Below are 25,905 nucleotides of genomic sequence, written 5' to 3'. Positions count from 1 at the left end.
CGATTAAAGGAAAAAAGGCCACCCAGTCGGGTGGCCTTTGTTTTTCAGAACTCAAGTCGGACTAGCCCAGCTGAACCAGAGCGTGGCGTTTCTTACCTGCGCTCAGCTTGATCGGCGACGACAATGCGCCAGCGTCGATCATCAGCCCGGCATCGGTCAGCGGCGCATCGTCCAGCTTGGCACCGTTCTCGGCGATCAGACGCTTGGCCTCTTTGCCCGACTTTGCCAGACCCGACTTCACGATAAGCTGCACGATGGACATGCCATCACCCAACTCGTCCGGGCTGAGGGTCAGGGTTGGCAGATCGCCTCCGACACCGCCTTTTTCGAATACCTCGCGCGCGGTCGCCTCAGCTGTCGCAGCCGCCTCGGCCCCGTGCAACAGGGTGGTGACCTCATTGGCGAGGCGGATTTTGGCCTCGTTGATTTCGGACCCCCGCAGCGCGGCTAGGCGGTCGCATTCTTCGACGGGCAGTTCGGTGAAGATCTTCAGGAATCGGCCCACATCAGCGTCGGTCGTGTTGCGCCAGAACTGCCAGAACTCGTAGGACGACAGCATATCGCCGTTCAGCCAGACCGCGCCGCCCTGCGACTTGCCCATCTTGCGACCGTCGCTGGTGGTCAGAAGAGGGGTGGTCAGGCCATAAATCTCGTGATCCAGAACGCGGCGGGTAAGGTCGATACCATTGACGATGTTGCCCCACTGATCCGATCCGCCCATTTGCAGAACGCAGTTGTAGCGGCGGTTCAGCTCCAGGAAGTCATAGGCCTGCAGGATCATGTAGTTGAACTCGAGGAAGCTCAGCGATTGTTCGCGATCCAACCGCGATTTCACCGACTCGAAAGACAGCATCCGGTTGACCGAGAAATGCCGCCCGATATCGCGCAGGAAATCGAGGTAGTTCAGGCTGTCCAGCCATTCGGCGTTGTTCAGCATCAGCGCGCCGGTCTCGCTGTCGTCATAGGACAGGTACTTGGCGAAGACCTGCTTCATGCCCGCGATATTCGCGTCGATCTGCTCGGGCCCCAGCAAGGGGCGCTCGTCCGACCGGAATGACGGATCGCCCACCTTGGTCGTGCCGCCGCCCATCAGGGTGATTGGTTTGTGGCCGGTCTTTTGCAGCCAGCGCAGCACCATGATGTTCATCAAGTGACCGACGTGCAGCGACTGCGCCGTGGCGTCATACCCGATATAGGCTGTTTGCACCCCGCTGATCAGCGCTTCGTCAAGGCCCTGATAATCGGTGCAGTCGGCGAGAAAGCCGCGCTCGATCATCGTGGCGATGAAATCCGATTTGGGGTGGTAGGTCATATCGTGCCTCGGGTTGATGTTGCGGGGCACTGTATAGGCGGCGCTTGGGGTAAGGAAAAGGCACCTTTTCGAAGAAAAACACGGACTGTTTCAGCTTTTGACCGGTGGCAAACGGAAGGCGTAAAGCATCGCGATCAGATTCAGCACCACCAGGGCAATGATCGGCGTGACCGGATCATGCAAATGTGCGACCGCGCCAAGGATCGCAGCGAAGACCATTCCGACAAGGCCAGCGCTGACATCCCCCAGCGCGACAAGGTAAGGGCGCTCTTTTTCAACACTCATGTCAATGAGGTACAGGTAGCGTCCGTAGATCACGCCGTTACCGCCCAACGACAGCAGGAGAATGACCAGCGCGTAGAGCCAGACGTTCTGCGCATAGCCAAGAAATGTGAACCCCAGCGCCAGCAGGGCCGAGATGGTGGCGATCATGCAGCCAAGCCACATTACCGGTTTGACCGATATGCGACTGCTCAGCCATCCCCACAGCAGCGAACCGATTACCATGCCGAGGCTGGCCCCAATAACGAAATAGCTGAGGGAATGCTTGGTCCCCATATGCAGCGTTGCGGCATGGATCGTGTAGAACGGCATCGCCAGTTCGACCGAGACAAAAATCAGCCGGGCGGCCAGGAATTTGCGATACCACTTATAGGCCATGCCGGTTTTGAAACCGGTCACCAGCTCGGCAAGCGGCCTAGGCTTTTGCTTGGGCTCAGGCGCATGGGCCTGTTCTTCTTCCAACAGCCGCACACCGGCAAATGCAACGCCCGCCGCGAACATGGCAATCACGCCGCACCACAAGACCACAATATGCCGCTGCATCGGCTGTTCTCCGGCCAGCAGGTCGCGCGTGACCAGAACGATGATGACGGCGAGCACCCCCGAAATGGTGGCCTGTGCAAACACCATCCGATTGCGTTTGGCCTCCGGGACGGACATGCCGTAAATCTGACTGGTCCCCAGGCTGGTGATACCCTGGCACAACCCCATGACGATGGCGGTGGTAAGAAACAGCAGTACAATCATCACGCTGGGCAGTTTCGTGGCAAACAGCGCCACTGCCGACAGTACGATGGCCGTCAAAAGGTTCGGTATATAGACTGCAAGCTTGGCTCGGGTTGCACGGTTTACGAAAGGTGAGACAAAGATCTCGGCAATCAAGCGCGAACCGGTGACGAAGGGCAGCAGCAATCCTGCGAAAAACGTGGGTGCGCCCAAAGCCAGGTACAGAAATGGCAGCACCAGATTCGGGTTGATAAGCTGCCCGCCGATCGTTGCCAATGCGCCGGACCAGAAGATCAGGAAGTAATTCCGGCCTTCCGATGGCTGTTTCTGAGAGTACGTGTCCGCCATATGCACCTAAAACCAATTTGTGTTCCTTATACCAAATTGTCAGGAAAAAGCGCGCGTCGCGTGCGAACCATCTTGCCTTGGCTTTAAGTGAGTGGGCAGGCTAAACGGGCTGCACCGTTCAACCATGGCGGTACACACAGGACACGGCAGGAGAGACGAGCTTGGGGCGGTCCATCAAGAAAACAGGCGCGATCAGGGTTTTGGGCGCGATGTCCGGCACCTCGATGGATGGGGTAGATGCTGCAGTCGTGGAAACGGACGGGCACCGGATTATTGGTTTTGGGCCAAGCGGTTACCGTGCCTATTCCGATGAAGAACGCGCAGTTCTGCGTGCCGCGTTGGGGCAATGGCACGGACCTGACGTGGATGCAGCGGCGGAACTGGTTACGATTGCCCATGCCGAGGCGCTGTCCGAATTCGACGAGATTGACCTGATCGGCGTTCACGGCCAAACCCTTGCGCACGAGCCGCGCGGAAGGGGGACGTTGCAGGTTGGCGACGGCGAGGGGCTGGCTCAGGCTTTGGGTGTGCCGGTCGTCTGGGATTTCCGCAGCGATGATGTGGCCATGGGCGGCGAAGGGGCTCCGTTGGCTCCGTTCTTTCACTTTGCCTGCGCCAAGTGGATTGGAGCCGACCGGCCGCTGTGTTTCCTGAACCTCGGCGGTGTCGGCAACCTGACCTATGTGGACCCCAGTTTCGACGGCCCGGAAGCCCCCGGCGCGTTGCTGGCGTTTGACACGGGTCCCGCAAATGCACCGGTCGATGACCTGATGCAGGCGCGCCTGGGCCTGCCGATGGACCGCGATGGTGCCGTCGCGCGCGGAGGCACTGTCGAGATGGGCGCGCTGGAGCTGTTTCTTGCCGAGCCGTATTTTACACGAATGCCGCCGAAATCGCTGGACCGGAACGACTTTGCGGAAATGATTGGACTTGTGCAGGAACTCAGCGATGCGGATGCCGTGGCCACGCTAACCGGCATGTGTGCAGCTGGCGTTGTGCAGGGGATGGAGTATTGCCCCAAACCGCCATCACGGTTGCTGGTCACGGGAGGCGGACGGCACAACCCGGTATTAATGGAGATGCTGCGCGTCGCCCTGGACTGCCCGGTCGAGCCGGTCGAGGCCGTAGGTCTGGACGGTGACATGCTCGAGGCGCAGGCCTTTGCCTATCTGGCAGCACGCGTCGCGCGCAGATTGCCGACGTCATGCCCGGGCACCACCGGAGTGAAGGCTTTGGTTGGGGGCGGGGTTGTCAGTTCCGTTGCGGAGATGCGATAGCGCTGAGATCCACAACAGTTCTATTTTGCCAGTCGCCACAAACTTTTTGGTCAGGCGATTTCGTGAGCTTCAATAAGTCCGACGGCAATCGCCCCTTTCAATAGATTCGGCGCAATGAGATGTCCCAAGGAACTCAGTTCTTCGGTGGGCTGGATCAAGTCAGGGATCTGAACGGTTTGCGCACCAGATGCGAGAGCGGCCCGCGTTCCCATCTCACTGTCTTCGAACGCAATGCAGTCTTTTGCTGGATGCCCAAGTCGTTCAGCGGCTGTGTGATAGACCTCTGGATCCGGTTTGTGTCGCACGACCATGTCTCCACCGATCACAAACTTAAAGAAGTTCAGCAGCCCGGATTCCTCCAATTGTGATCGGGCTCTGCCGGTATTCGTCGAAGTCGCAACGGCCAGAAGATGCCCTTTTTCCGCAAGCATACGGGCCAGGGCAAGGGCACCGTATTTAACAGGAATGCGCTGCTCAAGTGTGGCGTCGATGCGTCGATCCCATTCGTCGTTGAACGCGTCAAACCCAACTTTGCCATCAAGGCTGTCACGTATTATCCGGTCCGGCTCGTCCCCTCGCAATCCTACGCATTTGAGGAACGTTTCAGGGCTGTCAGACAGGGCGAACGCGCGCCTCGTGTCGATAAAGCTGTCCAGACAGACTTTTTCGGTGTCCAACAAAAGACCGTCCATATCAAAAATTACTGGGGGTAATGTCATGTGAGTCCAATGAAAGAAAGCTGAGGGTTTTTCGCGCTTTACCGCAATTCGGTCAACTGAAATGGCAACACCGCTTCAAGCCTCGCTGAACCGCGGCAAGGTGGGCGTGCAATTAACGATGTAACGTGCTCACATAGTCGCCTGCAAACTCGGAGTATCCGTCCGAAGTCGATCTCAGATGTTCCCGTGTCCAGTGATGCAATGCGGGCAACTGATGGAAGGGTACATTCGGAAAGGCGTGGTGTTCGGCGTGGTAAGGCATGTTCCACGCGACAAAGCGAATGGACCGGTTAGTGAAGGTGGTGCGTGAGTTCTCCAGCATGTTGGCAACTGGCGGGCACAGCCCGTGTTCCGCCAGAAGATACAGGCGCAGGAAGGGTTGTCCGACCAGCGCGGGTAAGATCCAGACCCAGAACAGCAGTGGAGAGAAGAAAAGGCTCGCTGCGGCGGTTGTATAGATCGCCAACAGGGCGCGCGACTCGATCCGCATGGCTTTGTGCTGGCGCGTTGGCAGATAGGGCGCGTCGATCTGGCCGAATGCGTTCTGGACCAGCACGATTGCCATGCCTTTCCAGTAATACCAGCCGGTCAGATAGATCAGCAGGCTTAACCAGTTATCGGGTCTTGGCTTGCCGCCCAGTTCGGGGTCTTTTTCGGGGTGGTTCGTCCATTTGTGGTGGGCAAGGTGAAAGTACCGGAACCACGTAAAGGGCAGGGCGATCGGAATGGATACCAGATGCCCGACCATATCGTTCAGCCAACCGGTCTTGAACGGAGTCTTATGGGTGCATTCGTGGCTGAGCGTGAAGAAAAACACCAACAGCACGCCTTGCGGCAGGATCAGCAACGGCCACAGAGGGACGTGCAGGGCAATGCCGGTGCTGGTCAGGGCCAATAGCGTCAGGTAGCCCCCCAGGTGCCGCAGGCCAGCCGTGTCAGAGCGCTGTTGCATTTTGTCTTTGGCCTCGGGTGGCAGCGACGCTATGAGGGCGCGGTGGTCCATCGATCAGCCCCTTGCTATATCGAACTCTGGCGCGGCGAGTTCGAACCCCTCGAACTGAAAACCGGGTGAGACGGTGCAGCTGACCAGCGTGTATTCTCCTGTAGAGCGCGCCGCTTGCCAGTGGTTCTTGGGTACGATCAGTTGCGGTGCGCCCTCGGACAGGTTCGGGGTCAGCAGATGGTCGGTGGCTGGACCCTCGTCCGTTTCGCTGAGAGACAGGACCAGGGGCGCGCCCGCGTGGTACAGCCAGATCTCAGTTGCGTCGACGCGGTGCCAGTGGCTACTCTCGCCCTCGGCCAGCAGGAAGTAGATACACGTGCCGGTGGCCCGGCCCTTGTTATCTGCGCGCCATGTTTCGCGGAACCAGCCGCCCTCGGGGTGCTGTTCCAGTTTCAGGTGGTCGATGATCTGTTGTGCTGTCATGGGGTCTCTCGTCATTCGGGGTGATTATGCACGGGATTGCGCGATCCGCTATGGTATTCGTGCATGTAAGGAATATGTTTGCCGCATGACCCTGACGATCCCCTTTGACAACAGCTACGCCCGCCTTCCCAACAGCTTTTATGCACGGCAGGCGCCAATCCCCGTACGCGCGCCGCGACTGATCGCGTTCAACTCCGGTTTGGCCAGGATTCTGAACGTCACGCCAGGTGACGTGGAAGAGATGGCCGAAGCCTTTGCCGGGAATACGCTGCCCGAAGGGGCAGAACCGATAGCGCAACTTTATTCGGGGCATCAGTTCGGGAACTACAACCCTCAGCTTGGGGATGGGCGTGCGGTTCTGTTGGGGGAAACGGTAGGGACGGATGGCATCCGCCGGGATATCCAGCTGAAAGGCTCAGGCCCGACCCCGTTTAGCCGTCAGGGAGATGGGCGTGCGTGGCTGGGGCCGGTCTTGCGCGAATATGTGGTGTCCGAGGCGATGCACTCGCTGGGCATCCCGACGACCCGTGCCTTGGCGGCTGTGGAGACCGGAGAGATAGTGCTGCGTGAAGGGCCGATGCCCGGTGCCGTTCTGACCCGCGTGGCGCAAAGTCACCTGCGAGTCGGCACGTTTCAGGTTTTCGCGGCAAGGGGTCAATTGGACAGTCTGAAACGTCTGACTGACTACGCCATTCAGCGCCATTACTCCAACGCCGAAGGGCCAATGGGATTGTTGCGCGAGGTTGTCGACGCGCAATCACGGCTGATCGCGGCCTGGATGAGCGTTGGCTTCATTCATGGGGTAATGAACACCGACAATTGCTCGATTGCGGGTGAGACGATCGACTATGGACCCTGCGCGTTCATGGACAGCTACCACCCGAACACGGTCTACAGCTCAATTGATCGGATGGGGCGGTATGCCTATTCCAACCAGCCTGACATTGCGGTCTGGAATGTGGCGCAGTTTGCGACGGCCCTGATCCAACGGATGGACGACAAAGAAGCCGCCGTAGAAGAAGCCACTGAGATCGTGCACGCCATGCCCGGAAAGTTGCAGGAAAACTGGCTGCGGCGGTTCCGCGCCAAGATCGGACTGGTGACAGAGGAAGAGGGCGATCTTGAGCTGATCTCGGACCTGCTGACGCGCATGGCGCAGAACCAATCCGATTTCACCAACACCTTCCGTGCGCTTGGCGGAGATGCAGCGCGCGATCAATTCACCGACCCGGCAGCTTTTGACAGCTGGTCTGAAGGCTGGCGGGTTCGCTTAGAGCGCGAGCAGGACCCGACATCCGTCATGACCGCAGCAAATCCGGCCTTCATCCCGCGTAACCACCGGGTTGAACAGATGATCCAGGCCGCTGTTCAGGGCGATTGTGAACCGTTCCACAGACTAAACATGGTACTGTCGCGACCCTATGAGGATCAGCCGGACGCGGTCGACCTGACGCGTCCGCCGACCGAAAGCGAAGTGGTCCACGCCACGTTCTGTGGGACCTGAGGGTCAGGCGTCGTCCCGATAGGGATTGATTTCGTCCGGCCACCGACGCGCGTATTGCGAAATCATCAGGTATACGTCTGCCTCGTCGATTGCTTTGCGCGCATCCCGAACCATGCGCCAGTTCAGCGTGTCGATTTCTTCGGCAGTAATGGGGCGAAGGGGATCATAATAGACGGTTATCAGAATCGTCCGACCTTGCTTGGTCACAGACATGTCCCGCAGCGTACCACCGTCTTCAGCAATGGCGGGGCGCAGGGCGCGACGAGCTGCTGCCAGGACCTCTGGGCTGGCTGTGGCGTTTGCAAGTTCTCCCAACCCGCCACGAAAGTCTTTCACATATGATCCGATTGCGAGGACACACAGAAACAGAACGATGATCGAGTCACCGATCGGCGCAATCGCTGCAAGTGGCCCGTCCCGAAACAGGTAGATTGCACCCAGACCAATGCCGGCTGCAGCGGTGAACATGCCGTCGAAAAACGCCGCCTTGGATTCAAGGCGCAGAATCGCGCTGGTCTTTCCGGTTTGCCGCCAAGTGAAATAGTGAAACGCCCAGAGCAAAAAGCAGGTCAGACCAATCGACGCAAAATAGACGAACATCGGGGCGAAATTCAGCGGCTCGGGCATCATACCGTTGTAATAGCTGTAGATGTTCTTGGCCGCGTTCGAGATTGCGAACAGAACCAGCCCTAACAGGGACAGGGAACGGAAGGTGGAAAAGATCGCCTCATCCGCCGCGTAACCGAACGGCCGACGCTTGTCAGGGCCGGCATCGATGCGAAGGCTTATCCGCCGTCCCAGAAACGCCGACCCAAAACCGACTAACGAGAATAAGCCGTCCATCATGATGGCGTTGGAGTTGGACAACACGCCCGCAAGGATACCTGCTGCGCCCATGAAGAGGTTGCCGGCCATGGCCACGATCAGCGATCGGCCTTCGAGTTGTTTTCTGCGGTCCGCGCTGGGCGTCGTCATTTCGTAACGTCCTGATATGGCATCAAACGCCCAAACAGATAAACGTTTGAATGGGATAGGCCAACACTTGCGTCAGGCATGGCGGCTGGTTGCCGAGGGCGGCGGGCTAGTCCCGCACGATTTCCAACACGGCGGCGCTGACGATCAGGACTGCGCCCAATAGCTCGCGCAGGCCGAACGGTTCGCCCGAAAAGGCTGCGGCCGAGGCTAGGCCGACGACGACTTCGCTCATGAGCAAAAGGCCGACACGGGCAGGCGACAACTTGGTTGCCGGCCAGATTGTCATGAAAACCATGGGCAACGTGTAGAAGGCGGACAAAAGTACGAATTGCAGGGTCCAGAGGATATCCGCTTTGGTGAGTTTCGGCAGGGCCGGTTCCGGAAGCACTGTCAAACTGATAAGCGACAGAATGAGCGCGCCCATCACAAAGGCAAAGACCTGTCCCGAAGCAGAGATCGTGCTGGTCCGGTACAGGCCCAGCGTGCCAAGCGCCCAGCACATACCGGACGCCAGCGCCAGCCAGTCGCCGATATTCTGAGGCCAGGGCACAAAATTTGAACCGCCGAGGACCACGAAAAGGCCTCCGACTCCGCAGACAAGGCCGGCTATGCGTCCCAGCCAAAGACGCTCATCCAAAAAGATCAGCCCCAGAATCGTGCCCCAGATCGGGGTGAGGTAAAACAACAGGATCGACCGCACGACGTCCGTGTAGACAAGGCTGATCGAATAGAGGCTGAATGCCGCGCCGGTGAACATCCCGCTGAACACCAGATCGCGCCATTGCAGGGTCAGCGCCCGCCGCTCTTTCCAGACGAACGGAACAAGCCCCAGAAGTGCGGCACTGTACATCGCTATCCCTGGCCAGGGTCCGGAGAGACCCAGATCATAGAAGAACCGCACGGGTATCCAGTACAGGCCCCACATCATCCCGCCGGCCACCAGAACAATGCTGGCCCAGGTTCTGCTGTTTGTAGCTGCTTCGGTGGAAACCATTTGCTCTCCGGGTGATCTGGGGGCCGCTTGTTGGCGCTTTTCGCCTATGGGACGTTGTTCGTCGCCGGGATAGGCTATTCGGATGCTGTTGATCAAGGAACGCCGTGGCGATTGGGTGCGTTCCGTGTTGGTTGCCCAATTTTGCGGCGAAGTAAGCGGGGCGAAACACGTTTCCTTGCGCACCACTATGGCTGAGGGGTTGCACCCGGCCACCAGCGTGGCACTTTAAGCATCAGTGATTTGATCGGAAGCCCATGTCGCCTGATTCAACCCTGCGGATTGCAAGCTATAATATCCAGAAATGCGTCGGGCTGGACTTTCGCCGTCAGCCCCAGCGCATCATGCAGGTCATCGAAAGCATGCAAGCGGATATCGTCGTGTTGCAAGAGGCCGACAAGCGGCTGCCCCCCAGACCTGCCGCGTTGCCGCATTTCATGCTGGACGAGGCCGGTTGGAAGATCGTCGACCTGGGTGGTGCCGGTAGTCTGGGATGGCACGGAAACGCTGTCATTTGGCGCGGGGACAGAATCGGTGTTCGGCGGACCGGACATCACGACCTGCCGGGGCTGGAACCCAGGGGCGCAGTGCGGGTTGAATTCGATACCCAGATCGGGCCGCTAAGGGTGATGGGGATGCATCTTGGGCTGTTGCCCGCATCCCGGCGGCAGCAGATCCACCATATCCGGCGCTGCGATGAGGATCTGGATCAGATGCCCACCGTCTGGGCCGGGGACTTCAACGAATGGTCGCGGCAACCCGTGCTCGACCATCTTGCGCCCGATATGCGCTTTTTGCCTCCGGTCCCGAGCTTTCCTGCCGCACAGCCACTGGGGGCGCTTGACCGCATTGCGCTGGGCGAAGGGCTTGAGGCGGTTCTCCATGGGGTGCACAACACCCGGCCTGCGCATATCGCGTCGGACCACCTGCCGATATGGGCCGATCTGCGCCGCGAGGGTTAGGCGCAATTCGGCTGTGGCGCCAGCGGCGCAGACGTATTAAGACAGAAACCCGAACTAATCTGAGGGTCACCATGTCCGACACGATCATCGCCCGTTGTGAAGCTAAAGGTCTGCGTATGACGGGTCAGCGCCGCACGATTGCGCAGGTGTTGCAGCAAAGCGAAGATCATCCGGATGTCGAGGAGCTTTATGCCCGGGCCTCGAAAGTGGACTCCGGCATTTCCATCGCCACGGTTTATCGCACCGTGAAGCTGTTCGAAGAGGCGGGGATTCTCGAGCGGCTGGAATTCGGCGACGGACGCGCGCGCTATGAAGACGCCGAGCGGGATCACCACGACCACCTGATCGACATGCAATCGGGCGAGGTGATCGAATTCGTAGATCCCGAGATCGAGGCCCTGCAGGAAAAAATTGCTGCAAAGCTTGGCTATAAGCTGAAAGGGCATCGGTTGGAACTGTACGGCGTTCCGCTGGAACAGGACTGATTCATCACGAATCGCGATTGGTTGCCGCACGGCAATTCATAAATCATGTCGCAATATCGCTTGCGGCGTCGCGAATGTTTCGGTTTTGGTGAATCAAGGGCGCAAATTTTAACAGCCCAATCCAACGGACACGCGCATGAACAACGTTAACGGCATTTTGCTGATCATAGGGTCGATGGCGGCCTTTTCGCTTGAGGACATGTTCATCAAGCACCTGTCGACCAGTGTATCGACCGGTCAGATCATGATCGTGCTGGGTCTGTTCTGCGGACTGGTGTTTGTTGTGATGTCGTTGGCGACCCGCAAACGCATCTTGGACCCTATCGCCTGGCAGCCGTTGCCACTGGCCCGGGCAGGGGCCGAAGCGGTGGGGGCGCTGACCTTTGTCACCGCGCTGTCTCTGGTCGAGCTGTCTACGGTCGCCGCTGTCTTTCAGGCTATGCCGCTGGCCGTGACCATGGGGGCTGCGCTGTTTCTTGGTGAGCACGTTGGCTGGCGACGGTGGAGCGCCATTGGCGTCGGCTTCATTGGTGTCCTGATGATTATTCGGCCCGGTTTTGAAGGGTTTCGGCCCGAGTCGCTGTTCGTCGTGGCCACCGTTGTTGCGATTGCCTCACGTGACCTGATCACGCGCAAACTGGACGTCCGCGTGGCTTCATCCGTTGTCGCCTTGCAGGCTTACATTGCGGTGGCGGTTGCGGGCGCGGTTCTGATGGTCTTTTCGGCTCAGCCCGTTGTTCCGCTTCAGACCACGCAGCTTGGTCCGTATCTGGGCGCAATCGGTTTTGGCGTTCTGGGCTACTACGGAATCGTGACGGCAATGCGGATCGGAGAGGCCTCGGCCCTGACTCCGTTCCGGTACACCCGTCTGGTGTTCTCGATTGCCGCCGGGATGCTGATGTTTGGTGAGCGCCCTGACCTCATGACTGTGGCGGGGGCCGCTCTGATCCTCGGGTCGGGCATGTATACCTTTCTCCGTGAACGCAGGTTGGCGCGCGAATTGGCTGTTGCGGCCTGACGGATCGTCGCACGTTGGCGCAAACAGGAAACTGTTAGCCCTAAAGTGCAGGGAATATGTGTGTTAGCGGTAACGCTGCCGGTTTACTTTTGGCCCGGTGATGCTATGAGGCATGCAACCAAATGCAGCCATAGGGACGGGCCTCATGAGCACAATCATCGACATCCACGCACGCGAAATCCTGGACAGCCGGGGCAATCCTACCGTCGAGGTGGACGTGATCCTGGAAGACGGCACCATGGGCCGAGCGGCAGTTCCCTCGGGTGCATCGACGGGCGCCTATGAGGCCGTTGAAAAGCGCGACGGTGATAAATCGCGTTACATGGGTAAAGGTGTGCTTGAGGCCGTCGCCGCGGTGAACGGCGAAATCGCCGAAGAGCTGGTGGGCTATGACGCGACCGAGCAGGTGGCAATCGACGGCGCGATGATCGAACTGGACGGGACCGAGAATAAAAGCCGTCTGGGCGCCAATGCCATTCTGGGTGTGTCACTGGCGACCGCAAAGGCCGCTGCGGATTTCACCACGCAGCCTCTGTATCGCTATGTCGGCGGCACCTCGGCACGTGTTCTGCCCGTTCCGATGATGAACATCATCAACGGCGGTGAGCACGCCGACAACCCGATCGATATTCAGGAATTCATGATCATGCCGACCTCGGCCGCGAATATTCGCGAAGCCGTGCGTATGGGCTCTGAAGTGTTCCACACGTTGAAACGTGAGCTCTCGGCGGCTGGTCTGGCCACCGGTGTCGGAGACGAGGGTGGTTTTGCCCCGAACATTGCATCCACCCGTGAGGCGCTGGATTTCATCCTGCAGTCCATCGCAAAGGCTGGCTACAAGCCGGGCGAGGAAATCCACCTGGCGCTGGATTGCGCGGCCACCGAATACTACAAGGACGGCAAATACGTTCTGTCGGGCGAGAACATCTCGCTGACCTCAGAGGAAAACGCCGAGTATCTGGCGGCGCTGGTCAAAGACTACCCGATCATCTCGATCGAAGACGGTATGTCCGAGGATGACTGGGACGGCTGGAAAGCCCTGACTGACGCCATCGGCGACAAGGTTCAGCTGGTAGGCGACGACCTGTTCGTGACCAACCCGGCGCGTCTGGCCGAAGGGATCGAGCGTGGTTGTGCGAACTCGATGCTGGTCAAGGTGAACCAGATCGGATCGCTGACCGAAACCCTGCGTGCCGTAGATATGGCGCACCGCGCGCGTTACACCAATGTCATGTCGCACCGCTCGGGCGAGACCGAGGACGCTACTATTGCTGATCTGGCGGTTGCGACCAACTGCGGCCAAATCAAAACCGGCTCGCTGGCCCGTTCGGACCGGTTGGCCAAGTACAACCAACTGATCCGCATCGAGGAATCGTTGGGTGAGGTCGCGGAATACGCCGGCGCATCCATCCTGAAGCGCTAACCAGCCTTACGTCGATTGTTTTGGACCGGCCTTTTTGCATAGGGGCCGGTCTTTTTTGTAGTTTTCGTGTTTCACTCAATCGAAATGCACGTTTGAGTTGCTGAAGAGAGGCGCTAGGGAAAATATCGATTGTTCATAAAGCATTTAACTATCTTCGGGTTGCTCCAAATTCTGACAACGACCGCTTGGGCGGACTACAGGTTGGAGGATGGAACAACCGTTATGCCACTGGAGGCGTTGCAGGAATACGGCGTCTGCCCCGAGATGATAGCCCTTCCGCTTGGTGAGTTCATCATGGGCGGACCGCCGGGGGAGTCTAAGCAAAACTTCCATTGGGACGAAAAGGGCTTTCGGCTTGCAACGCCCGAAGGTCCATACATTTCATTTCACGAAGGACCTGTGCATCCAGTAACAGTGGACATTCCCATCGCCATGGGCAGGAATGAAGTGACTTATGGCGAAAGGACGGCCTGTGTCGATGATGGGGGCTGCAATGGGCATATGCCACAAAACTATGTGCTAGTTGCAGACAAACCACGAGCCAAGCTGACAGCACGACATCCGGTCATTGATGTGTCGTATCTGGATGCTGTTTCCTACACTGAATAGCTAAATGAAAAGGTAGGGGCGCCAGTCTACCGCCTGCCAACCGAAGCCGAATGAGAGTACGCCGCGCGGGCGGGAACTCAAACGCCATTTGCTCAGGGCGAAGACGTGAATACGGACCAGGTTAACTTTCTTTGTAAGCCAACTGAGGAAATGCTGGGTGAAGAACGTCCTGACCTTGTTTCCCGTGGCAAACCGGTTCGGGTTGATGAACTGGATGCAGCCAATGCATGGGGATTGCGGCATATGTCTGGCAATGTCAGCGAGCAAACGCTTTCTTGCCGGACCGAGACGTATGCAGGGTGGGAGACCTCAGGTCCGTATTTACAAATGGCTCGAGAACCCGCTAGCGAAATGCGTGTCGTACGAGGCGGGGCTTATTGGACCGCAATGGATTTTTCGCGAGTAGCCGTGCGAGGGTCTGCTGGCGTCAAGAGCAGATCCTCCACGTCAGGGTTTCGAGTTTTGCGTGATTTGAGAAGCACCTCGCAATAGCAGGTACCTGTGGCAAAACCGTCAAGCTGATCTGCCCATATTACGAGACGTCAAAAACTATGGCTGTGATCTTTCCCAACCGACGCTCTCCGTCTAAGCTGGGTCTCAATTTCGTTTGAGGATTTCGTCTTGCTAAAAGTTATTGAGCCAAAAACACCGGAGCACTTCGATGCTGTCCGGAGATTGTGCTGGGACTATCGAGATTTCCTGCTGACGTTAGACGAGAGATCCAGATGCATTGTTCATACTCTATACTCGCAAGAAAAATATGCGCGCGTGATGGAGGACATAGAAGTCATTCACTGCCCTCCGAATGGCGGAACCCGTCTTGCTTTAAAGGATGGTAAGCCCGTGGGATGCGGGATGTTCCATACGATCGAGCCGGGTGTCGCCGAAATCAAACGCGTGTTTGTGACCGAGTTTGCACGCGGTACGGGTGCGGGGTTCGCAATCATGCAATCCCTGATCGACGCGTGCAGGGCGCAGGGGTACGACTATATCCGCATGGATACCGGCAAACCCCTAGAGGCGGCGACTCGCCTGTACCTTTCGATGGGGTTTGAACTGCGCGATTCTTATTCGGAAGTTCCCGAAGTCGCCGACGGTCATCTGCTGTTTTTCGAAATGAAACTGACCTCGAAAAACGCGGATTAGTCAAAACGCCAAAGTTTATTTTTCAGCTGTTCCCATTGTTATTCTTTGGGAAACTGGGATTTGGCAAAATATCGTCGTCATAAATATCGTTATGTGTGAACTTTTACCTATTTGACCGGCCCCGGTGTCGCGTAATGTGCCTGCATTGCAGAAAGGAGCACGCCATGACTGGTTCGAAATTCCTTCTCGTAGCATCAGTGATCAGCACTGTTTTTCTGGCGGCCTGTGCAGGGCCGGGCACCTATCCGATCACGGGTGAACCGGTTTCCGCAAATGATCCGGTTCGGAACATGGAATCGCCCACTTACATATACCGCGGTGAAGCCCGTTAAGGTTTTCGTTGGGGGGGGCGCCGGCGACAACGCCGGTAAGTTTGTTCTTAAATCAGAGCTTACGGCTCATGAGCACATAGCGATCGCGCGGTTTGAAGCCGGTGCGCAGATAAAGCTTCTGCGCGGATTCATTGGTGCGATCGACCTCAAGATGCAGGGCGGTCAAACCAGCCTCGGCAAGGGCCTTGGGTAGGTCCAAAAGAACTTCGGTGGCGATACCGCGGCCACGGACAGCAGGGCGGATGTATATTTCGTCCACGAAACCGTCCATGCCGCCAAATTCGACCGACCAGCCGAAGGTCAGGATGACATAGCCCAGCGGCGCGCGTCCGGGGCCAATCAAATACACGCACCCATGAGGGATACCGTCCAGCAAGGGGGCCAGAGCGCTGCGCGTCTGGTCCATATCCTGAGCAATCCCGGCTTCGGTATGGAAGGCGGTCACCAACCCCATAAGGCGGTCCAGGTCTTCGGGGCGGGCAAGGCGCAGGGCGGCGCTCATCTGTAATTTTCCAATGCTTTGGCCTCGGTTTGCGGTATCCATGCGGATTTGCAATCACCATAGGCGTGATGGTTGTCGGGATGCGCTGTGGCGCAATGAGATTTTACGGTGGCGTAGTTCCCGCGTGCCGCCGGATCAGCGCGCAGCGCATACCTAAAGGCGAGGCGGCGGGTGACTTCGGCAGAGCTCTCTACAAAGCAGTGAGCCAGCCGGAAGCGATTGCCAGTATTCGGATCATCCATGCGGACGCATCGGCGCCCCGGAAAACCCGCGTCACGCCAGCACAGGATTTCTGCGTTGGCCTCGTCTGGCCAGTTTGGGTTGGCGGGTCCCAGCAGGCTCATAGTCGGGCCAGTCGTTCGGTGAGCAGGTCAAAAAAACCGTCAGCGTCTACTTCACCGATGAACATCGCGTTGGGCGGGTGATCGGTGACGCCCCACCAATCGGCCACGGTCATGCCCATAGTCAGTTCGGACTGAGTTTCGATCTGAACGTTGATGTGGCGGCCCGAGAACAGCTCGGGGCGGATCAGGTACGCCGTCACACAAGGGTCATGCAAAGGCGCGCCCTCAGAGCCATATTTCTCTTTGTCGAAGCGCTCAAAGAAATCGGTCATCTCGGCTACGGCATGGCCGACCTCGCTGTCCAGCGCGCGGAAGGCGTCGTTGCGGTGCTTTGTGACCAGAGCGTCGTGGGTTACGTCTAATGGCATGACAACGATGTGGACGCCGGATCTGAACACGATATCAGCTGCTTCGGGGTCGACGTAAATGTTGAATTCGGCGGTCGGCGTGATGTTCCCAACCTCGAAATACGCACCGCCCATCAGAACGATCTCTTGCACCCGATCGACGATGTCGGGGGCTTTCTCGAACGCGGTAGCGATGTTCGTCAGCGGCCCCAGAGGGCAAAGTGTTATGGTGCCGGGCTCATGCGCGCGCAGTGTTTCGATGATAAAATCAACTGCGTGGCCGTCGGCCAACGGCATCTCTGGGTCGGGCAGAACGGGACCGTCCAGTCCGGTTTTTCCGTGTACATGTTCAGCAGTGACCAGAGGTCGGTTCAGCGGGCGGTCGCACCCCGCATAGACAGGAATCTGCGTGTGTCCGGCCAGTTCGCACACGATCCGCGCATTCTTGGCTGTTAACGCCAGCGGGACGTTTCCGGCAACTGCGGTAATGCCTAGAACATCAATCTCTTCGGGGCTGGCCAGTGCCAACAAGATGGCGACAGCGTCGTCCTGTCCGGGGTCGGTGTCGATGATGATCTTGCGCGGTGCCATAGCTTGCCTCCGGGGTCTTGAAGCGCGGACACTCGCAAGTGTCACCGCGCTTGTCCAGCGGTTTCAGGCGTCTGTCGTCGCATCCACAGGCGGGAGTTTGCCATTGGCGCGATGCTCATCGGTTTTGACCTCGTCCCACAGCGCGTCCATCTCGGCCAGATCGCTTTGTGACGGAGTTTTGCCGCGGTCAGCAAGTCGCGCCTCGACCTGTTCGAAACGCCGGGTGAACTTGGCGTTGGTGCGGCGCAGAGCGGCTTCGGGTTCGATTCCCAGATGGCGGCCCAAATTGACCATCACGAACAGCAGGTCGCCGAACTCATCCTCAAGCGCATCGGCGTCCATCTTGTCGCGCGCTTCTTCCAACTCGGCGGCCTCTTCGGTGATCTTGGCCAGCACATGACTGGCATCCGGCCAGTCGAAGCCCACGCGGGCGGCGCGTTTCTGCAGCTTATGAGCGCGCAAAAGCGCGGGCAGGTTGGCGGCGACCCCGTCCAGCGCGCCTTTCTGTTCCTTGCCTGCCCGTTCAGCTGCCTTGATGGTTTCCCAATCCACGGTCTGCTGATCCGCCGACTTGTCGCGGGATTCGTCACCGAACACATGGGGGTGCCGCGCGACCATCTTGTCCGACATGGTGCGCACCACGTCCTGAAAGGTGAAATGCCCGGCCTCTTCAGCCATTTGGGCGTGGAAGACGGACTGGAACAGGAGATCGCCCAGCTCTCCTTTCAACTCGTCATAGGCTTCCCGCTCGATGGCGTCGGCGACCTCATAGGCCTCTTCGATCGTATAGGGCGCGATGGTGGCAAAATCCTGTTCGATGTCCCACGGACAGCCCGTTTCCGGGTCGCGCAGGCGGCGCATGATTTCCAGCAAACGCTCAATCCCTGCGTCGCTGTCATGGATCAGAGGATTTTCGGCCATTGCGAACCCTTTCGTTCCGGTGTCAGATGCATCCATTCCGCAGTCAGGATCAGGAGTCCACCCCAGATGCCCGTCGTCAACCGAATTGCCGATTACTCAGCCGATATGGCCGCATGGCGCCAACACCTGCATTCGATCCCCGAGTTGGAGTTCGAATGCCATGAAACGGCGGCATTCGTGGCGGACCGGTTGCGAGAATTCGGAGTGGACGAGCTGCATGACGGCATCGCCAAGACCGGCATCGTTGCGATCATCAACGGGCAGGATGAAGGGCCAACGATTGGCCTGCGCGCCGATATGGACGCGCTGCCGATCCCGGAAGAGACGGGTGTTGAATATGCTTCGACCAATCCCGGCAAGATGCACGCTTGCGGTCACGACGGACACACCACAATGTTGCTGGGCGCTGCGCGCTATCTGGCCGAGACGCGGAACTTTCGCGGCCGCGTGGCGCTGATCTTCCAACCAGCCGAGGAAGAAGGCGGAGGCGCGGGCGTGATGGTCGAAGAGGGCATCATGGACCGCTTCGACATCTCGCAGGTCTATGCGCTGCACAACGCGCCGAACCTGCCCGAGGGAGCATTCCACACGACGCCGGGGCCGATCATGGCCGCGGTGGATACGTTCGAGATTCATATTCAGGGCGTCGGCGGCCACGGGGCCATGCCGCATGAAACCCGCGATCCGGTGATGGCGGCTTGTGGCATTGCGCAGGCCATTCAGACCATCGTCAGCCGCAATCACTACGCGCTGGATGATCTGGTCGTCTCGGTCACACAAATCCACACCGGGACCGTGAATAACGTGATCCCCGATACGGCTTTCATCAACGGCACGGTCCGAACCTTTGATCCAACTGTCCAGCAGATGGTGATTGAGCGGATGGGGCAGATCGTGCAGGGGCAGGCAATCTCGTACGGGGTCGAGGCTCGGTTGGACTATGAAAAGAACTATCCAGCCACCATCAACGACGGTGAAAAGGCCGGTTTCGCTGCCGAGGTCGCGCGCGACGTGTCCGGGGCCGAGCGCGTGGTCGGCAATATGGGGCGTGAGATGGGGGCCGAGGACTTTTCATACATGCTGCAATCGCGTCCAGGTGCCTATCTGTTCCTGGGGCAGGGTGAAGGGGCCGGGCTGCACCATCCGAAATACAACTTCAATGACGAGATCGCGCCGGTTGGCGCTTCGTTCTTTGCACGGATCGTCGAAAAGGCGCAGCCGCTGGGCTGATGGGGGAAAGACATGGCACTGGAAGACGCAAAAAATCAGGTAGATGAGGCATTTACCAACCCTGACCTCAAAGGGCTGTCTTACGAGAACACCTTTGGCGGCGCGACATCGTTCCTGCGCCGTCTCTATACCAAGGACCTGAAAGGAGTAGACATCGCCGTGACCGGTGTGCCCTTTGATCAGGCTGTGACGAACCGACCCGGCACCCGACTTGGCCCCCGTGCGATCCGCGAGGCCAGCGCTTTGCAATCGCCCGATGCGCCCTACGGCTGGCCCTTCGATGCGCTTAGCGAACTGGCAATCGTGGATTATGGAGACATGGCTTATGACTATGCCAATATCCCTGCCTTTCCCGATACGTTGACCGATCACATCCGCACTATTCTGGCCGCTGATGTATCCTCGGTTACGCTGGGCGGGGACCACTATATCAGCTTCCCAATCCTCAAGGCTTATGCCGAGAAATACGGGCCGATGTCACTGCTGCAATTCGATGCGCATACCGATACGTGGGCCGATGATGATATGTCCCGCGTGGATCACGGGACGATGTTTTACAAGGCGGTGAAATCGGGGATCGTAGACCCGAAACGCTCGGTTCAGGTCGGTATCCGCACGACCAACGAGGATACTCTGGGCGTCAACATCATCGACGCGCGCGAAGTCTACGAATCCGGCCCTGCCGCCGTGGCGCAAAAGATCAAAGGTATATTAGGCGATAGCCCGGTTTACCTGAGCTTTGACATCGACGGGCTGGACCCGGCCTTTGCCCCCGGCACCGGCACACCGGTTTGGGGTGGTCTGACTTCGATCCAGACCCAGATCATCCTGCGCGACATTGCCGGGATTAACATCAAAGGCGGGGACGTAGTAGAGGTTTCTCCACCCTATGACACGTCCGGAGCGACGGCCATTGCAGGCGCGCATGTGGCGACCCAGATCATCTGCCTGCTGGGTTGGAACAAGCTGGTGCAGGATTAACCTTTGGTTAGCCATCTTTCCGGTATCTGGTTAACCAAAAGCCGGACGGGAGAAATACGGGCATGACAGTCTTTAACCAACCGATCAGCGGCAATGATCTGGCGCGGTTCTCCGGGCCGAACACGTTCATGCGGTTGCCGCAGGCGGATTCGCTGGCCGGGCTGGACGTGGCTGTACTGGGTATCCCAATGGATATAGGCACCTCTTGGCGGTCGGGGACACGGTTCGGGCCGAAACAGATCCGCAGCGAAAGCGCGATGATCCGGCCTTATAACATGGCCAATTCCGCAGCTCCGTTCGATAGCCTGCAGATTGCGGATATCGGTGATCTGGCGATCAACACCTTCTCATTGGCCGAAAGCCTGAAGATCATCAGGGACAGCTACGATTCCATTCTCGATCAGGCGGTTATCCCGGTAGCGATGGGCGGAGACCACTCGATCACGCTGCCGATCCTGCGCGCCATCGCGGCCAAGCACGGACCCGTGGCTCTGGTCCATGTCGATGCCCATGCGGATGTGAACGACGAAATGTTTGGCGAGCGTGAAACCCACGGCACCGTCTTCCGCCGTGCGTATGAAGAAGGGCTGATCGTCCCGGACAAAACCTTTCAGATCGGAATTCGCGGTTCGGGTTACGCCGCCAGCGATTTCACCGAGGCGCGAGACTGGGGCTTTCGCCAATTCCCGGCCTGGGAGCTGTGGCAACAGAACCTGACCGAAATTGGTTCGCAAATCCGTAAGACGATCGGCGATCATCCGGTCTATATCACCTATGACATCGACAGTCTTGACCCGGCTTACGCCCCCGGCACCGGTACACCTGAGATCGGAGGGTTGACCACGCCTCAGGCGCTGCAATTGATCCATGCATTGGCGGGTGTGAATGTGGTCGGGTGTGATCTGGTCGAGGTCTCTCCGCCCTACGATCAGTCGGGGAATACGGCGCTTACGGCGGCCAACCTGTTGTTTGAGTTGCTATGCATCCTGCCAGGCGTGACGTCGCGGTAAAGGGTAGTTTGGTATCTTGCCCCCAATACGGGTCGGAATATGATCTTTCGAAAGGGACAAGATTGGGATGAAGATGATTGCGCTATGGCTTGTTGTCGGTGTCGTTGTGCCGGGTGCTGCCTATATCCGGCTTGCGCCCTCCGACCCGGCGAAATGGCATGTTGCGCCGGTCGGCGATCGAGATCGCGACCTCGAAGGCGGCGCATTTCGCGTGGTCGAAGCGGGTCCGGACGGTTTGTCGCGGCTGGATGCCTTCGCGCGGGAAACAGCGCGGACTTCGGTGTTGGCGGGATCGGTTGATGAGGGGATGATTACCTACATCACCCGCACAAAAGTGATAGGCTTTCCAGACTACACCACCGTTCAGCAGGATGGCGACACCTTGCGCATATATGCACGCCTGAGGTTTGGCAGATCAGATTTTGGCGTGAACCGCACCCGCGTCGACGGGTGGCTTGCTCTGCTGCAGCCCTGAGGACAAGCAGCCCTCGGACACCTCGCGCCACATCGGAACGTTCAGCGACATCTGGCATTGCGCCATGAACATGCGGCCATCGACCTGCAGACAGATCATTTCGCCCAACTCAACGCGCGTACCTGATTTATCGGTGCAATAGCAGTCCTGAACCTTGCCGCCAGGACCGACCACATCGGCCAGAACCGGCGTCGCGAACAGTGCTAGAACAAGGGCCAACCGTTTCATGTTCACAAGCTTAGCACAGCGACGGGCCTTGACCAAAGCCCCGGATTGATAGACACCGCCCGAATGATCCCGGAAGAACGACTTGAACAGATAACCCAGCGATTCCAGTACCTCGAAGCGGCCATGGCGGATGGTGCCTCGGGCGGGGACATTGCGGCTTTGGCCAAGGAATACTCCGATCTCAAGCCGGTCGTGGATCAGATCCTGGCCTGGCGCCAGTTGGTTGCCGATCTGGCTGAGGCCGAGTCGATGTTGGCTGACCCGGACATGAAGGAACTGGCCGAAGAGGAAATTCCCAGCCTGCAGGCGCGTATCCCCGATGCAGAGCATGCGTTGCAGCTGGCATTGCTGCCCAAGGACGCGGCGGATGCCCGGCCTGCGATGTTGGAAATCCGTCCCGGAACCGGCGGCGATGAGGCCGCACTGTTTGCCGGCGACCTGCTACGGATGTATCAGCGCTATGCCGAGGCACACGGATGGCAATTTGAGATCATCGAGGAACAAGCCTCGGATCTGGGCGGGATCAAAGAGGTCGTGGCCCATATCAAGGGTGAGAACGTTTTTGCCCGCATGAAATACGAATCCGGCGTGCATCGGGTGCAGCGCGTGCCCGAAACCGAAAGCGGCGGGCGGATTCACACCTCGGCGGCCACAGTCGCAGTTCTGCCCGAGGCCGAGGATGTTGATATTCAGATCGAACCCAACGACATCCGCATCGACACGATGCGCAGTTCCGGTGCGGGCGGGCAGCACGTGAACACCACCGACTCGGCGGTGCGGATCACCCACCTGCCGACCGGAATTGTCGTGACCAGTTCTGAAAAATCGCAACACCGCAACCGTGAGATCGCGATGCAGGTACTGAAGACACGGTTGTACGATATGGAGCGCCAGCGGATCGACAGCGAACGCTCGGCAGATCGGGCCAGCCAAGTCGGTTCTGGAGATCGCTCTGAACGGATCAGGACCTACAATTTCCCGCAAGGTCGCATGACGGATCACCGCATCAACCTGACGCTCTACAAGCTGGATCAGGTGATGCAGGGCGATCTGGACGAAGTGATCGACGCGCTGACCGCTGACGATCAGGCCCGGCTGTTGGCGGAGATGGCGCTATGATTGCCGCGCTGACAGCGGCTCAGGCCATGGTCGCCGCCACAGCGCGGTTGCGTGCCGCCGGAGTGGACGACCCGGCGCGCGATGCGCGGGTTTTGCTGGCCCATGCGGCCCGGATCGAGGCCAGTCGCGTCACCCTGATCGCACCTGAGGAATTGTCGCCCGAAATCGCTGAACGCTACGACCAGTTGATATCGCTTCGCGCCGTGCGGGTGCCGGTGTCGCATCTGCTGGGCGAGCGCGAATTCTATGGTCGTCGGTTTCGCGTCAGCCGCGACGTGCTGGACCCGCGCCCCGAGACCGAAGCGCTGATCGAAGCGGCGCTGAGCGAACCGTTCGATCATGTTCTGGATTTGGGCGTGGGGTCGGGCTGCATCTTGATCACGCTACTGGCCGAACGCTCAAGTGCGACAGGCGTTGGTGCCGATCTGAGCGAGGCAGCGTGCCTGCAGGCCAGCGCCAATGCCGTGCAGCATCAGGTGCAGAGCCGTCTCGAGATCCTGCAATCCGACTGGTTCCAGAACATAGATGGCCTGTACGACCTTATCGTTTCAAACCCGCCCTACATTTCCCTGTCTGAAATGGATGAGTTGTCGCCGGAAGTGCGCGAGCACGAACCGCGTTTGGCGCTGACGGACGAGGGGGACGGGTTGGGCGCCTATCGCCACATTGCTGCCGGCGCACCGGATTTTCTGATGCCGGGCGGGCGTCTGCTCGTCGAAATCGGGCCAACTCAGGGGCGCAGCGTTGCGGCACTGTTCGAGTCGGCAGGGCTGACGGCAACACAGATCATACCCGATCTGGATGGTCGTGACCGTGTCGTTTTTGCCAAAATGCCGCAGTAAGTAGGCATTCTGACGCCGAAAAGCGCCGATTGATGTAAAAATCCTGCGAATTTTTGGACAAACCCCTTGTCTGCACGCGCAGGACGTGTTTACTCAGGTTCAGTCAGAGAGGTTGACGCTGGTTCAGCGGGCCCCTGACGCCAAGCCCAAAAAAGTCGACATCGCGTCACAGCTAAAGCGTTTGAGCAGTGCAGGATGCGGGTTGATCGACAGTGAATGACAAGGCTGACGTAAAGTAAATGAGATCTTCCAAATCCCGCTCGCGGGCCAAGAACAACCGCAATCGTCCCTCTGGGGGTAACGTCGTAAACCGGGTTTTTGACAGCTCGGGCCCCGAGGGTAAAGTGCGCGGCACGCCCCAGCAGATCATCGACAAATACAATCAGCTGGCGCGAGACGCCCAGCTGTCCAACGACCGTGTGGCCGCCGAGAACTTTCAGCAGCACGCAGAGCACTATCTGCGCTTACTGAGCGAAGCACAGCGCGAGATGGAAGCGCGCCGCGAAGAACAGGAGCGCCAGAACCGCGAGCGTCAGGCCGAGCGTGATCGCGAACGCGCCGAGCGTCAGGAGCGTGAAGCTGCCTCTCGTCAGGCCGATCCGGCCGAGGCGCCGCAGCCTGATGTGATGGATTTCACCCCCGAGGCAACGGCTCCGGAATCCGGTCTGGTCGAAACGCCGGAAAGCAAGGATGACGCACCGGCTGCGGAAGCCCCGGCGAAAAAGGAAAAGCCGGCCCGTCGTCCGCGCACCCGCAAACCCAAGGCTGCGCCCGAAGCCGCCGAGGAAGCCCCGACAAGCAACGGCGACGCGCCAGAAGCGGCTGAGTAATAAGGGCCGTAAGGAAGGATGAAAAAACTCCGGTCAATTGACCGGAGTTTTTTGCGTATGTGTTGCTGGGCTCGTTTGAAAGTTGACTAGATTCAGGCTGAAGACACATTTCTCGCCAATGCGCAGAAGGCCTCAAGCGGAACCTGTTCAGCGCGTTCCGTAGGTTGGATACCTGCAGCCTGCAGACGGTCTTCGATGTCCGGTGCAATGCCTTTCAACGAAGCGCGCAGCATTTTGCGGCGTTGATTGAAGGCGGCTGCGACGACACGCGACAGGGTTGCTGCGTCCGCAGGGTAACGCGGTTCGGGCAGGGCTGTCAGGTGGACCACTGCGCTGGACACTTTGGGCGGTGGGGTGAACGCTCCGGGGGGCAGGGACATCGCAATGCGCGCCTCGGCCCGCCACTGGGCAAGTATCGCAAGGCGGCCGTAGGCCTTGCTGCCGGGTTGGGCGACGATACGCTCGGCCACTTCGCGTTGGAACATCAGGGTCAGGCTTTGCCAGAACGGCGGCCACTCCGGCGGTGTCAGCCAGCGAACCAAAAGTTCGGTGCCCACGTTATAGGGTAGATTGGCGGCAATACGGATTGGCGGTGTCAGATGCGCCAATGGGTCGATTTCCAGCGCGTCCCCGTTGATCACCTCAAGCCGCCCCGGATATGCGGCGGCAATGTCGTTCAGCGCGGCAATGCACCGAGTATCCTTTTCGACCGCAACGACTTTACGTGCGCCTTCGGATAGCAAGCCGCGGGTCAGACCTCCGGGGCCGGGGCCGATCTCCAGCACGTCGCATTCGGTCAGGTCGCCTGCCTGCCGGGCGATCTTGGCCGTCAGGTTCAGGTCCAGCAGAAAGTTCTGCCCCAGCGATTTGCGTGCCGAAAGCTGATGCGTCGCGATGACCTCGCGCAGAGGGGGAAGGGAGTCGATTGCACTCATGTTCCGATTACCGTG

Annotated in this window: 28 protein-coding genes and 1 pseudogene; 16 read left to right on the top strand and 13 right to left on the bottom strand. The window is 58.9% G+C overall.

The window, feature by feature from the left end; translation table 11 throughout:
* Positions 1 to 61: 61 nt before the first annotated feature.
* Positions 62 to 1,312 (bottom strand): tyrosine--tRNA ligase, encoded by a 1,251-nt coding sequence (gene tyrS, locus ACR0J0_RS01160; protein ID WP_480660648.1) that lies wholly within the window; start codon positions 1,310 to 1,312, stop codon positions 62 to 64.
* Between the two features lie 90 nt (positions 1,313 to 1,402).
* Positions 1,403 to 2,668: an MFS transporter gene (locus ACR0J0_RS01155; RefSeq protein ID WP_480660646.1), complete on the bottom strand. Its 1,266-nt coding sequence runs from the start codon at positions 2,666 to 2,668 to the stop codon at positions 1,403 to 1,405.
* 209 nt (positions 2,669 to 2,877) lie between these two features.
* Here ACR0J0_RS01155 and ACR0J0_RS01150 point away from each other — a divergent pair, with 209 nt between their 5' ends.
* Positions 2,878 to 3,945: an anhydro-N-acetylmuramic acid kinase gene (locus ACR0J0_RS01150; protein ID WP_480661202.1), complete on the top strand. Its 1,068-nt coding sequence runs from the start codon at positions 2,878 to 2,880 to the stop codon at positions 3,943 to 3,945.
* Positions 3,946 to 3,995: 50 nt separating this feature from the next.
* Here the strand turns inward: ACR0J0_RS01150 and ACR0J0_RS01145 are convergent, their stop codons facing one another.
* The 3 genes from ACR0J0_RS01145 to ACR0J0_RS01135 all read right to left on the bottom strand — a co-directional run bounded on the left by ACR0J0_RS01145 (position 3,996) and on the right by ACR0J0_RS01135 (position 6,090).
* Positions 3,996 to 4,664: an HAD family hydrolase gene (locus tag ACR0J0_RS01145; protein ID WP_480660644.1), complete on the bottom strand. Its 669-nt coding sequence runs from the start codon at positions 4,662 to 4,664 to the stop codon at positions 3,996 to 3,998.
* A 112-nt stretch (positions 4,665 to 4,776) separates the two neighbouring features.
* Positions 4,777 to 5,667 (bottom strand): fatty acid desaturase, encoded by an 891-nt coding sequence (locus ACR0J0_RS01140; RefSeq protein ID WP_480660642.1) that lies wholly within the window; start codon positions 5,665 to 5,667, stop codon positions 4,777 to 4,779.
* Between the two features lie 3 nt (positions 5,668 to 5,670).
* Positions 5,671 to 6,090: a cupin domain-containing protein gene (locus ACR0J0_RS01135; protein WP_480660640.1), complete on the bottom strand. Its 420-nt coding sequence runs from the start codon at positions 6,088 to 6,090 to the stop codon at positions 5,671 to 5,673.
* 85 nt (positions 6,091 to 6,175) lie between these two features.
* On the opposite strand from ACR0J0_RS01135, the gene ACR0J0_RS01130 reads away from it, so the two are divergent.
* The gene (locus tag ACR0J0_RS01130) at positions 6,176 to 7,594 is read left to right on the top strand and encodes a protein adenylyltransferase SelO (protein WP_480660638.1); all 1,419 of its coding nucleotides are present in this window, start codon (positions 6,176 to 6,178) and stop codon (positions 7,592 to 7,594) included.
* Positions 7,595 to 7,597: 3 nt separating this feature from the next.
* Here the strand turns inward: ACR0J0_RS01130 and ACR0J0_RS01125 are convergent, their stop codons facing one another.
* Complete coding sequence (locus ACR0J0_RS01125; protein ID WP_480660636.1) at positions 7,598 to 8,569, bottom strand: cation efflux transmembrane domain-containing protein; 972 nt, start codon at positions 8,567 to 8,569, stop codon at positions 7,598 to 7,600.
* Positions 8,570 to 8,675: 106 nt separating this feature from the next.
* Positions 8,676 to 9,563, bottom strand: coding sequence for a DMT family transporter (locus ACR0J0_RS01120; protein ID WP_480660634.1), 888 nt, complete (start codon positions 9,561 to 9,563; stop codon positions 8,676 to 8,678).
* 254 nt (positions 9,564 to 9,817) lie between these two features.
* Here ACR0J0_RS01120 and ACR0J0_RS01115 point away from each other — a divergent pair, with 254 nt between their 5' ends.
* The 7 genes and pseudogenes from ACR0J0_RS01115 (at position 9,818) to ACR0J0_RS01085 (ending at position 15,535) form a co-directional block, all read left to right on the top strand.
* On the top strand, positions 9,818 to 10,522 hold the full coding sequence (locus ACR0J0_RS01115; RefSeq protein WP_480660632.1) for an endonuclease/exonuclease/phosphatase family protein: 705 nt from the start codon (positions 9,818 to 9,820) through the stop codon (positions 10,520 to 10,522).
* Positions 10,523 to 10,593: 71 nt separating this feature from the next.
* On the top strand, positions 10,594 to 11,007 hold the full coding sequence (locus ACR0J0_RS01110) for a Fur family transcriptional regulator (RefSeq protein WP_170556884.1): 414 nt from the start codon (positions 10,594 to 10,596) through the stop codon (positions 11,005 to 11,007).
* Positions 11,008 to 11,143: 136 nt separating this feature from the next.
* Complete coding sequence (locus ACR0J0_RS01105) at positions 11,144 to 12,025, top strand: DMT family transporter (RefSeq protein ID WP_480660629.1); 882 nt, start codon at positions 11,144 to 11,146, stop codon at positions 12,023 to 12,025.
* A 145-nt stretch (positions 12,026 to 12,170) separates the two neighbouring features.
* The gene (gene eno, locus ACR0J0_RS01100) at positions 12,171 to 13,448 is read left to right on the top strand and encodes a phosphopyruvate hydratase (RefSeq protein ID WP_480660627.1); all 1,278 of its coding nucleotides are present in this window, start codon (positions 12,171 to 12,173) and stop codon (positions 13,446 to 13,448) included.
* A gap of 222 nt (positions 13,449 to 13,670) precedes the next feature.
* A pseudogene (locus tag ACR0J0_RS01095) lies at positions 13,671 to 14,549 on the top strand (formylglycine-generating enzyme family protein).
* Positions 14,550 to 14,828: 279 nt separating this feature from the next.
* Positions 14,829 to 15,203: a GNAT family N-acetyltransferase gene (locus ACR0J0_RS01090; RefSeq protein ID WP_480660625.1), complete on the top strand. Its 375-nt coding sequence runs from the start codon at positions 14,829 to 14,831 to the stop codon at positions 15,201 to 15,203.
* Between the two features lie 164 nt (positions 15,204 to 15,367).
* A complete protein-coding gene (locus tag ACR0J0_RS01085) occupies positions 15,368 to 15,535 on the top strand; it encodes a hypothetical protein (protein WP_480660623.1) in 168 nt (55 codons plus the stop codon).
* A gap of 52 nt (positions 15,536 to 15,587) precedes the next feature.
* Here ACR0J0_RS01085 and ACR0J0_RS01080 read toward each other — a convergent pair whose 3' ends face one another.
* The 4 genes from ACR0J0_RS01080 to mazG form a co-directional block, all read right to left on the bottom strand.
* A complete protein-coding gene (locus ACR0J0_RS01080; protein WP_480660621.1) occupies positions 15,588 to 16,037 on the bottom strand; it encodes a GNAT family N-acetyltransferase in 450 nt (149 codons plus the stop codon).
* Positions 16,034 to 16,381, bottom strand: coding sequence for a GrpB family protein (locus ACR0J0_RS01075; protein ID WP_480660619.1), 348 nt, complete (start codon positions 16,379 to 16,381; stop codon positions 16,034 to 16,036). The genes ACR0J0_RS01080 and ACR0J0_RS01075 overlap by 4 nt, the downstream gene beginning before the upstream one ends.
* A complete protein-coding gene (locus ACR0J0_RS01070; protein ID WP_480660617.1) occupies positions 16,378 to 17,319 on the bottom strand; it encodes a nucleoside hydrolase in 942 nt (313 codons plus the stop codon). Before ACR0J0_RS01070 ends, ACR0J0_RS01075 begins: the two co-directional genes overlap by 4 nt.
* A gap of 63 nt (positions 17,320 to 17,382) precedes the next feature.
* On the bottom strand, positions 17,383 to 18,240 hold the full coding sequence (mazG, locus tag ACR0J0_RS01065; protein WP_480661201.1) for a nucleoside triphosphate pyrophosphohydrolase: 858 nt from the start codon (positions 18,238 to 18,240) through the stop codon (positions 17,383 to 17,385).
* A 66-nt stretch (positions 18,241 to 18,306) separates the two neighbouring features.
* On the opposite strand from mazG, the gene ACR0J0_RS01060 reads away from it, so the two are divergent.
* The 4 genes from ACR0J0_RS01060 to ACR0J0_RS01045 all read left to right on the top strand — a co-directional run bounded on the left by ACR0J0_RS01060 (position 18,307) and on the right by ACR0J0_RS01045 (position 21,936).
* A complete protein-coding gene (locus ACR0J0_RS01060; RefSeq protein ID WP_480660615.1) occupies positions 18,307 to 19,470 on the top strand; it encodes a M20 aminoacylase family protein in 1,164 nt (387 codons plus the stop codon).
* Positions 19,471 to 19,482: 12 nt separating this feature from the next.
* A complete protein-coding gene (speB, locus tag ACR0J0_RS01055; RefSeq protein ID WP_480660613.1) occupies positions 19,483 to 20,451 on the top strand; it encodes an agmatinase in 969 nt (322 codons plus the stop codon).
* A gap of 62 nt (positions 20,452 to 20,513) precedes the next feature.
* Positions 20,514 to 21,461, top strand: a complete 948-nt coding sequence (gene speB / locus ACR0J0_RS01050) for an agmatinase (RefSeq protein ID WP_480660611.1) — start codon at positions 20,514 to 20,516, stop codon at positions 21,459 to 21,461.
* A gap of 67 nt (positions 21,462 to 21,528) precedes the next feature.
* Positions 21,529 to 21,936: a DUF1499 domain-containing protein gene (locus tag ACR0J0_RS01045; RefSeq protein WP_480660609.1), complete on the top strand. Its 408-nt coding sequence runs from the start codon at positions 21,529 to 21,531 to the stop codon at positions 21,934 to 21,936.
* On the opposite strand, the gene ACR0J0_RS01040 is transcribed toward ACR0J0_RS01045, so the two are convergent.
* Entirely contained in the window at positions 21,877 to 22,164 is a 288-nt protein-coding gene (locus tag ACR0J0_RS01040) for a hypothetical protein (RefSeq protein ID WP_480660608.1), read from the bottom strand. The two genes, ACR0J0_RS01045 and ACR0J0_RS01040, sit on opposite strands and share 60 nt — an antisense overlap.
* 63 nt (positions 22,165 to 22,227) lie before the next feature.
* Between ACR0J0_RS01040 and prfA the strand changes: the two genes are divergently transcribed.
* The 3 genes from prfA to ACR0J0_RS01025 all read left to right on the top strand — a co-directional run bounded on the left by prfA (position 22,228) and on the right by ACR0J0_RS01025 (position 24,955).
* A complete protein-coding gene (gene prfA, locus ACR0J0_RS01035) occupies positions 22,228 to 23,283 on the top strand; it encodes a peptide chain release factor 1 (RefSeq protein WP_480660606.1) in 1,056 nt (351 codons plus the stop codon).
* Entirely contained in the window at positions 23,280 to 24,125 is an 846-nt protein-coding gene (gene prmC, locus ACR0J0_RS01030) for a peptide chain release factor N(5)-glutamine methyltransferase (protein ID WP_480660604.1), read from the top strand. The genes prfA and prmC overlap by 4 nt, the downstream gene beginning before the upstream one ends.
* A 239-nt stretch (positions 24,126 to 24,364) precedes the next feature.
* Complete coding sequence (locus tag ACR0J0_RS01025) at positions 24,365 to 24,955, top strand: DUF4167 domain-containing protein (protein ID WP_480660602.1); 591 nt, start codon at positions 24,365 to 24,367, stop codon at positions 24,953 to 24,955.
* Positions 24,956 to 25,047: 92 nt separating this feature from the next.
* On the opposite strand, the gene rsmA is transcribed toward ACR0J0_RS01025, so the two are convergent.
* On the bottom strand, positions 25,048 to 25,890 hold the full coding sequence (rsmA, locus tag ACR0J0_RS01020; protein WP_480660600.1) for a 16S rRNA (adenine(1518)-N(6)/adenine(1519)-N(6))-dimethyltransferase RsmA: 843 nt from the start codon (positions 25,888 to 25,890) through the stop codon (positions 25,048 to 25,050).
* Between the last annotated feature and the right edge of the window lie 15 nt (positions 25,891 to 25,905).

It is taken from the genome of Ruegeria sp. BF12 (assembly GCF_056538705.1).
The sequence above is the reverse complement of the archived record's forward strand: the minus strand, read 5'-3'. Positions and strand labels throughout refer to the sequence as shown.

What these genes read in the sequence shown, in the direction of transcription:
- tyrS (WP_480660648.1), bottom strand. Translation starts at nt 1,312, where the DNA reads ATGACCTACCACCCCAAATCGGATTTCATCGCCACGATGATCGAGCGC.
- ACR0J0_RS01155 (WP_480660646.1), bottom strand. Translation starts at nt 2,668, where the DNA reads ATGGCGGACACGTACTCTCAGAAACAGCCATCGGAAGGCCGGAATTAC.
- ACR0J0_RS01150 (WP_480661202.1), top strand. Translation starts at nt 2,878, where the DNA reads ATGTCCGGCACCTCGATGGATGGGGTAGATGCTGCAGTCGTGGAAACG.
- ACR0J0_RS01145 (WP_480660644.1), bottom strand. Translation starts at nt 4,664, where the DNA reads ATGACATTACCCCCAGTAATTTTTGATATGGACGGTCTTTTGTTGGAC.
- ACR0J0_RS01140 (WP_480660642.1), bottom strand. Translation starts at nt 5,667, where the DNA reads ATGGACCACCGCGCCCTCATAGCGTCGCTGCCACCCGAGGCCAAAGAC.
- ACR0J0_RS01135 (WP_480660640.1), bottom strand. Translation starts at nt 6,090, where the DNA reads ATGACAGCACAACAGATCATCGACCACCTGAAACTGGAACAGCACCCC.
- ACR0J0_RS01130 (WP_480660638.1), top strand. Translation starts at nt 6,176, where the DNA reads ATGACCCTGACGATCCCCTTTGACAACAGCTACGCCCGCCTTCCCAAC.
- ACR0J0_RS01125 (WP_480660636.1), bottom strand. Translation starts at nt 8,569, where the DNA reads ATGACGACGCCCAGCGCGGACCGCAGAAAACAACTCGAAGGCCGATCG.
- ACR0J0_RS01120 (WP_480660634.1), bottom strand. Translation starts at nt 9,563, where the DNA reads ATGGTTTCCACCGAAGCAGCTACAAACAGCAGAACCTGGGCCAGCATT.
- ACR0J0_RS01115 (WP_480660632.1), top strand. Translation starts at nt 9,818, where the DNA reads ATGTCGCCTGATTCAACCCTGCGGATTGCAAGCTATAATATCCAGAAA.
- ACR0J0_RS01110 (WP_170556884.1), top strand. Translation starts at nt 10,594, where the DNA reads ATGTCCGACACGATCATCGCCCGTTGTGAAGCTAAAGGTCTGCGTATG.
- ACR0J0_RS01105 (WP_480660629.1), top strand. Translation starts at nt 11,144, where the DNA reads ATGAACAACGTTAACGGCATTTTGCTGATCATAGGGTCGATGGCGGCC.
- eno (WP_480660627.1), top strand. Translation starts at nt 12,171, where the DNA reads ATGAGCACAATCATCGACATCCACGCACGCGAAATCCTGGACAGCCGG.
- ACR0J0_RS01090 (WP_480660625.1), top strand. Translation starts at nt 14,829, where the DNA reads ATGGAGGACATAGAAGTCATTCACTGCCCTCCGAATGGCGGAACCCGT.
- ACR0J0_RS01085 (WP_480660623.1), top strand. Translation starts at nt 15,368, where the DNA reads ATGACTGGTTCGAAATTCCTTCTCGTAGCATCAGTGATCAGCACTGTT.
- ACR0J0_RS01080 (WP_480660621.1), bottom strand. Translation starts at nt 16,037, where the DNA reads ATGAGCGCCGCCCTGCGCCTTGCCCGCCCCGAAGACCTGGACCGCCTT.
- ACR0J0_RS01075 (WP_480660619.1), bottom strand. Translation starts at nt 16,381, where the DNA reads ATGAGCCTGCTGGGACCCGCCAACCCAAACTGGCCAGACGAGGCCAAC.
- ACR0J0_RS01070 (WP_480660617.1), bottom strand. Translation starts at nt 17,319, where the DNA reads ATGGCACCGCGCAAGATCATCATCGACACCGACCCCGGACAGGACGAC.
- mazG (WP_480661201.1), bottom strand. Translation starts at nt 18,240, where the DNA reads ATGGCCGAAAATCCTCTGATCCATGACAGCGACGCAGGGATTGAGCGT.
- ACR0J0_RS01060 (WP_480660615.1), top strand. Translation starts at nt 18,307, where the DNA reads ATGCCCGTCGTCAACCGAATTGCCGATTACTCAGCCGATATGGCCGCA.
- speB (WP_480660613.1), top strand. Translation starts at nt 19,483, where the DNA reads ATGGCACTGGAAGACGCAAAAAATCAGGTAGATGAGGCATTTACCAAC.
- speB (WP_480660611.1), top strand. Translation starts at nt 20,514, where the DNA reads ATGACAGTCTTTAACCAACCGATCAGCGGCAATGATCTGGCGCGGTTC.
- ACR0J0_RS01045 (WP_480660609.1), top strand. Translation starts at nt 21,529, where the DNA reads ATGAAGATGATTGCGCTATGGCTTGTTGTCGGTGTCGTTGTGCCGGGT.
- ACR0J0_RS01040 (WP_480660608.1), bottom strand. Translation starts at nt 22,164, where the DNA reads ATGAAACGGTTGGCCCTTGTTCTAGCACTGTTCGCGACGCCGGTTCTG.
- prfA (WP_480660606.1), top strand. Translation starts at nt 22,228, where the DNA reads ATGATCCCGGAAGAACGACTTGAACAGATAACCCAGCGATTCCAGTAC.
- prmC (WP_480660604.1), top strand. Translation starts at nt 23,280, where the DNA reads ATGATTGCCGCGCTGACAGCGGCTCAGGCCATGGTCGCCGCCACAGCG.
- ACR0J0_RS01025 (WP_480660602.1), top strand. Translation starts at nt 24,365, where the DNA reads ATGAGATCTTCCAAATCCCGCTCGCGGGCCAAGAACAACCGCAATCGT.
- rsmA (WP_480660600.1), bottom strand. Translation starts at nt 25,890, where the DNA reads ATGAGTGCAATCGACTCCCTTCCCCCTCTGCGCGAGGTCATCGCGACG.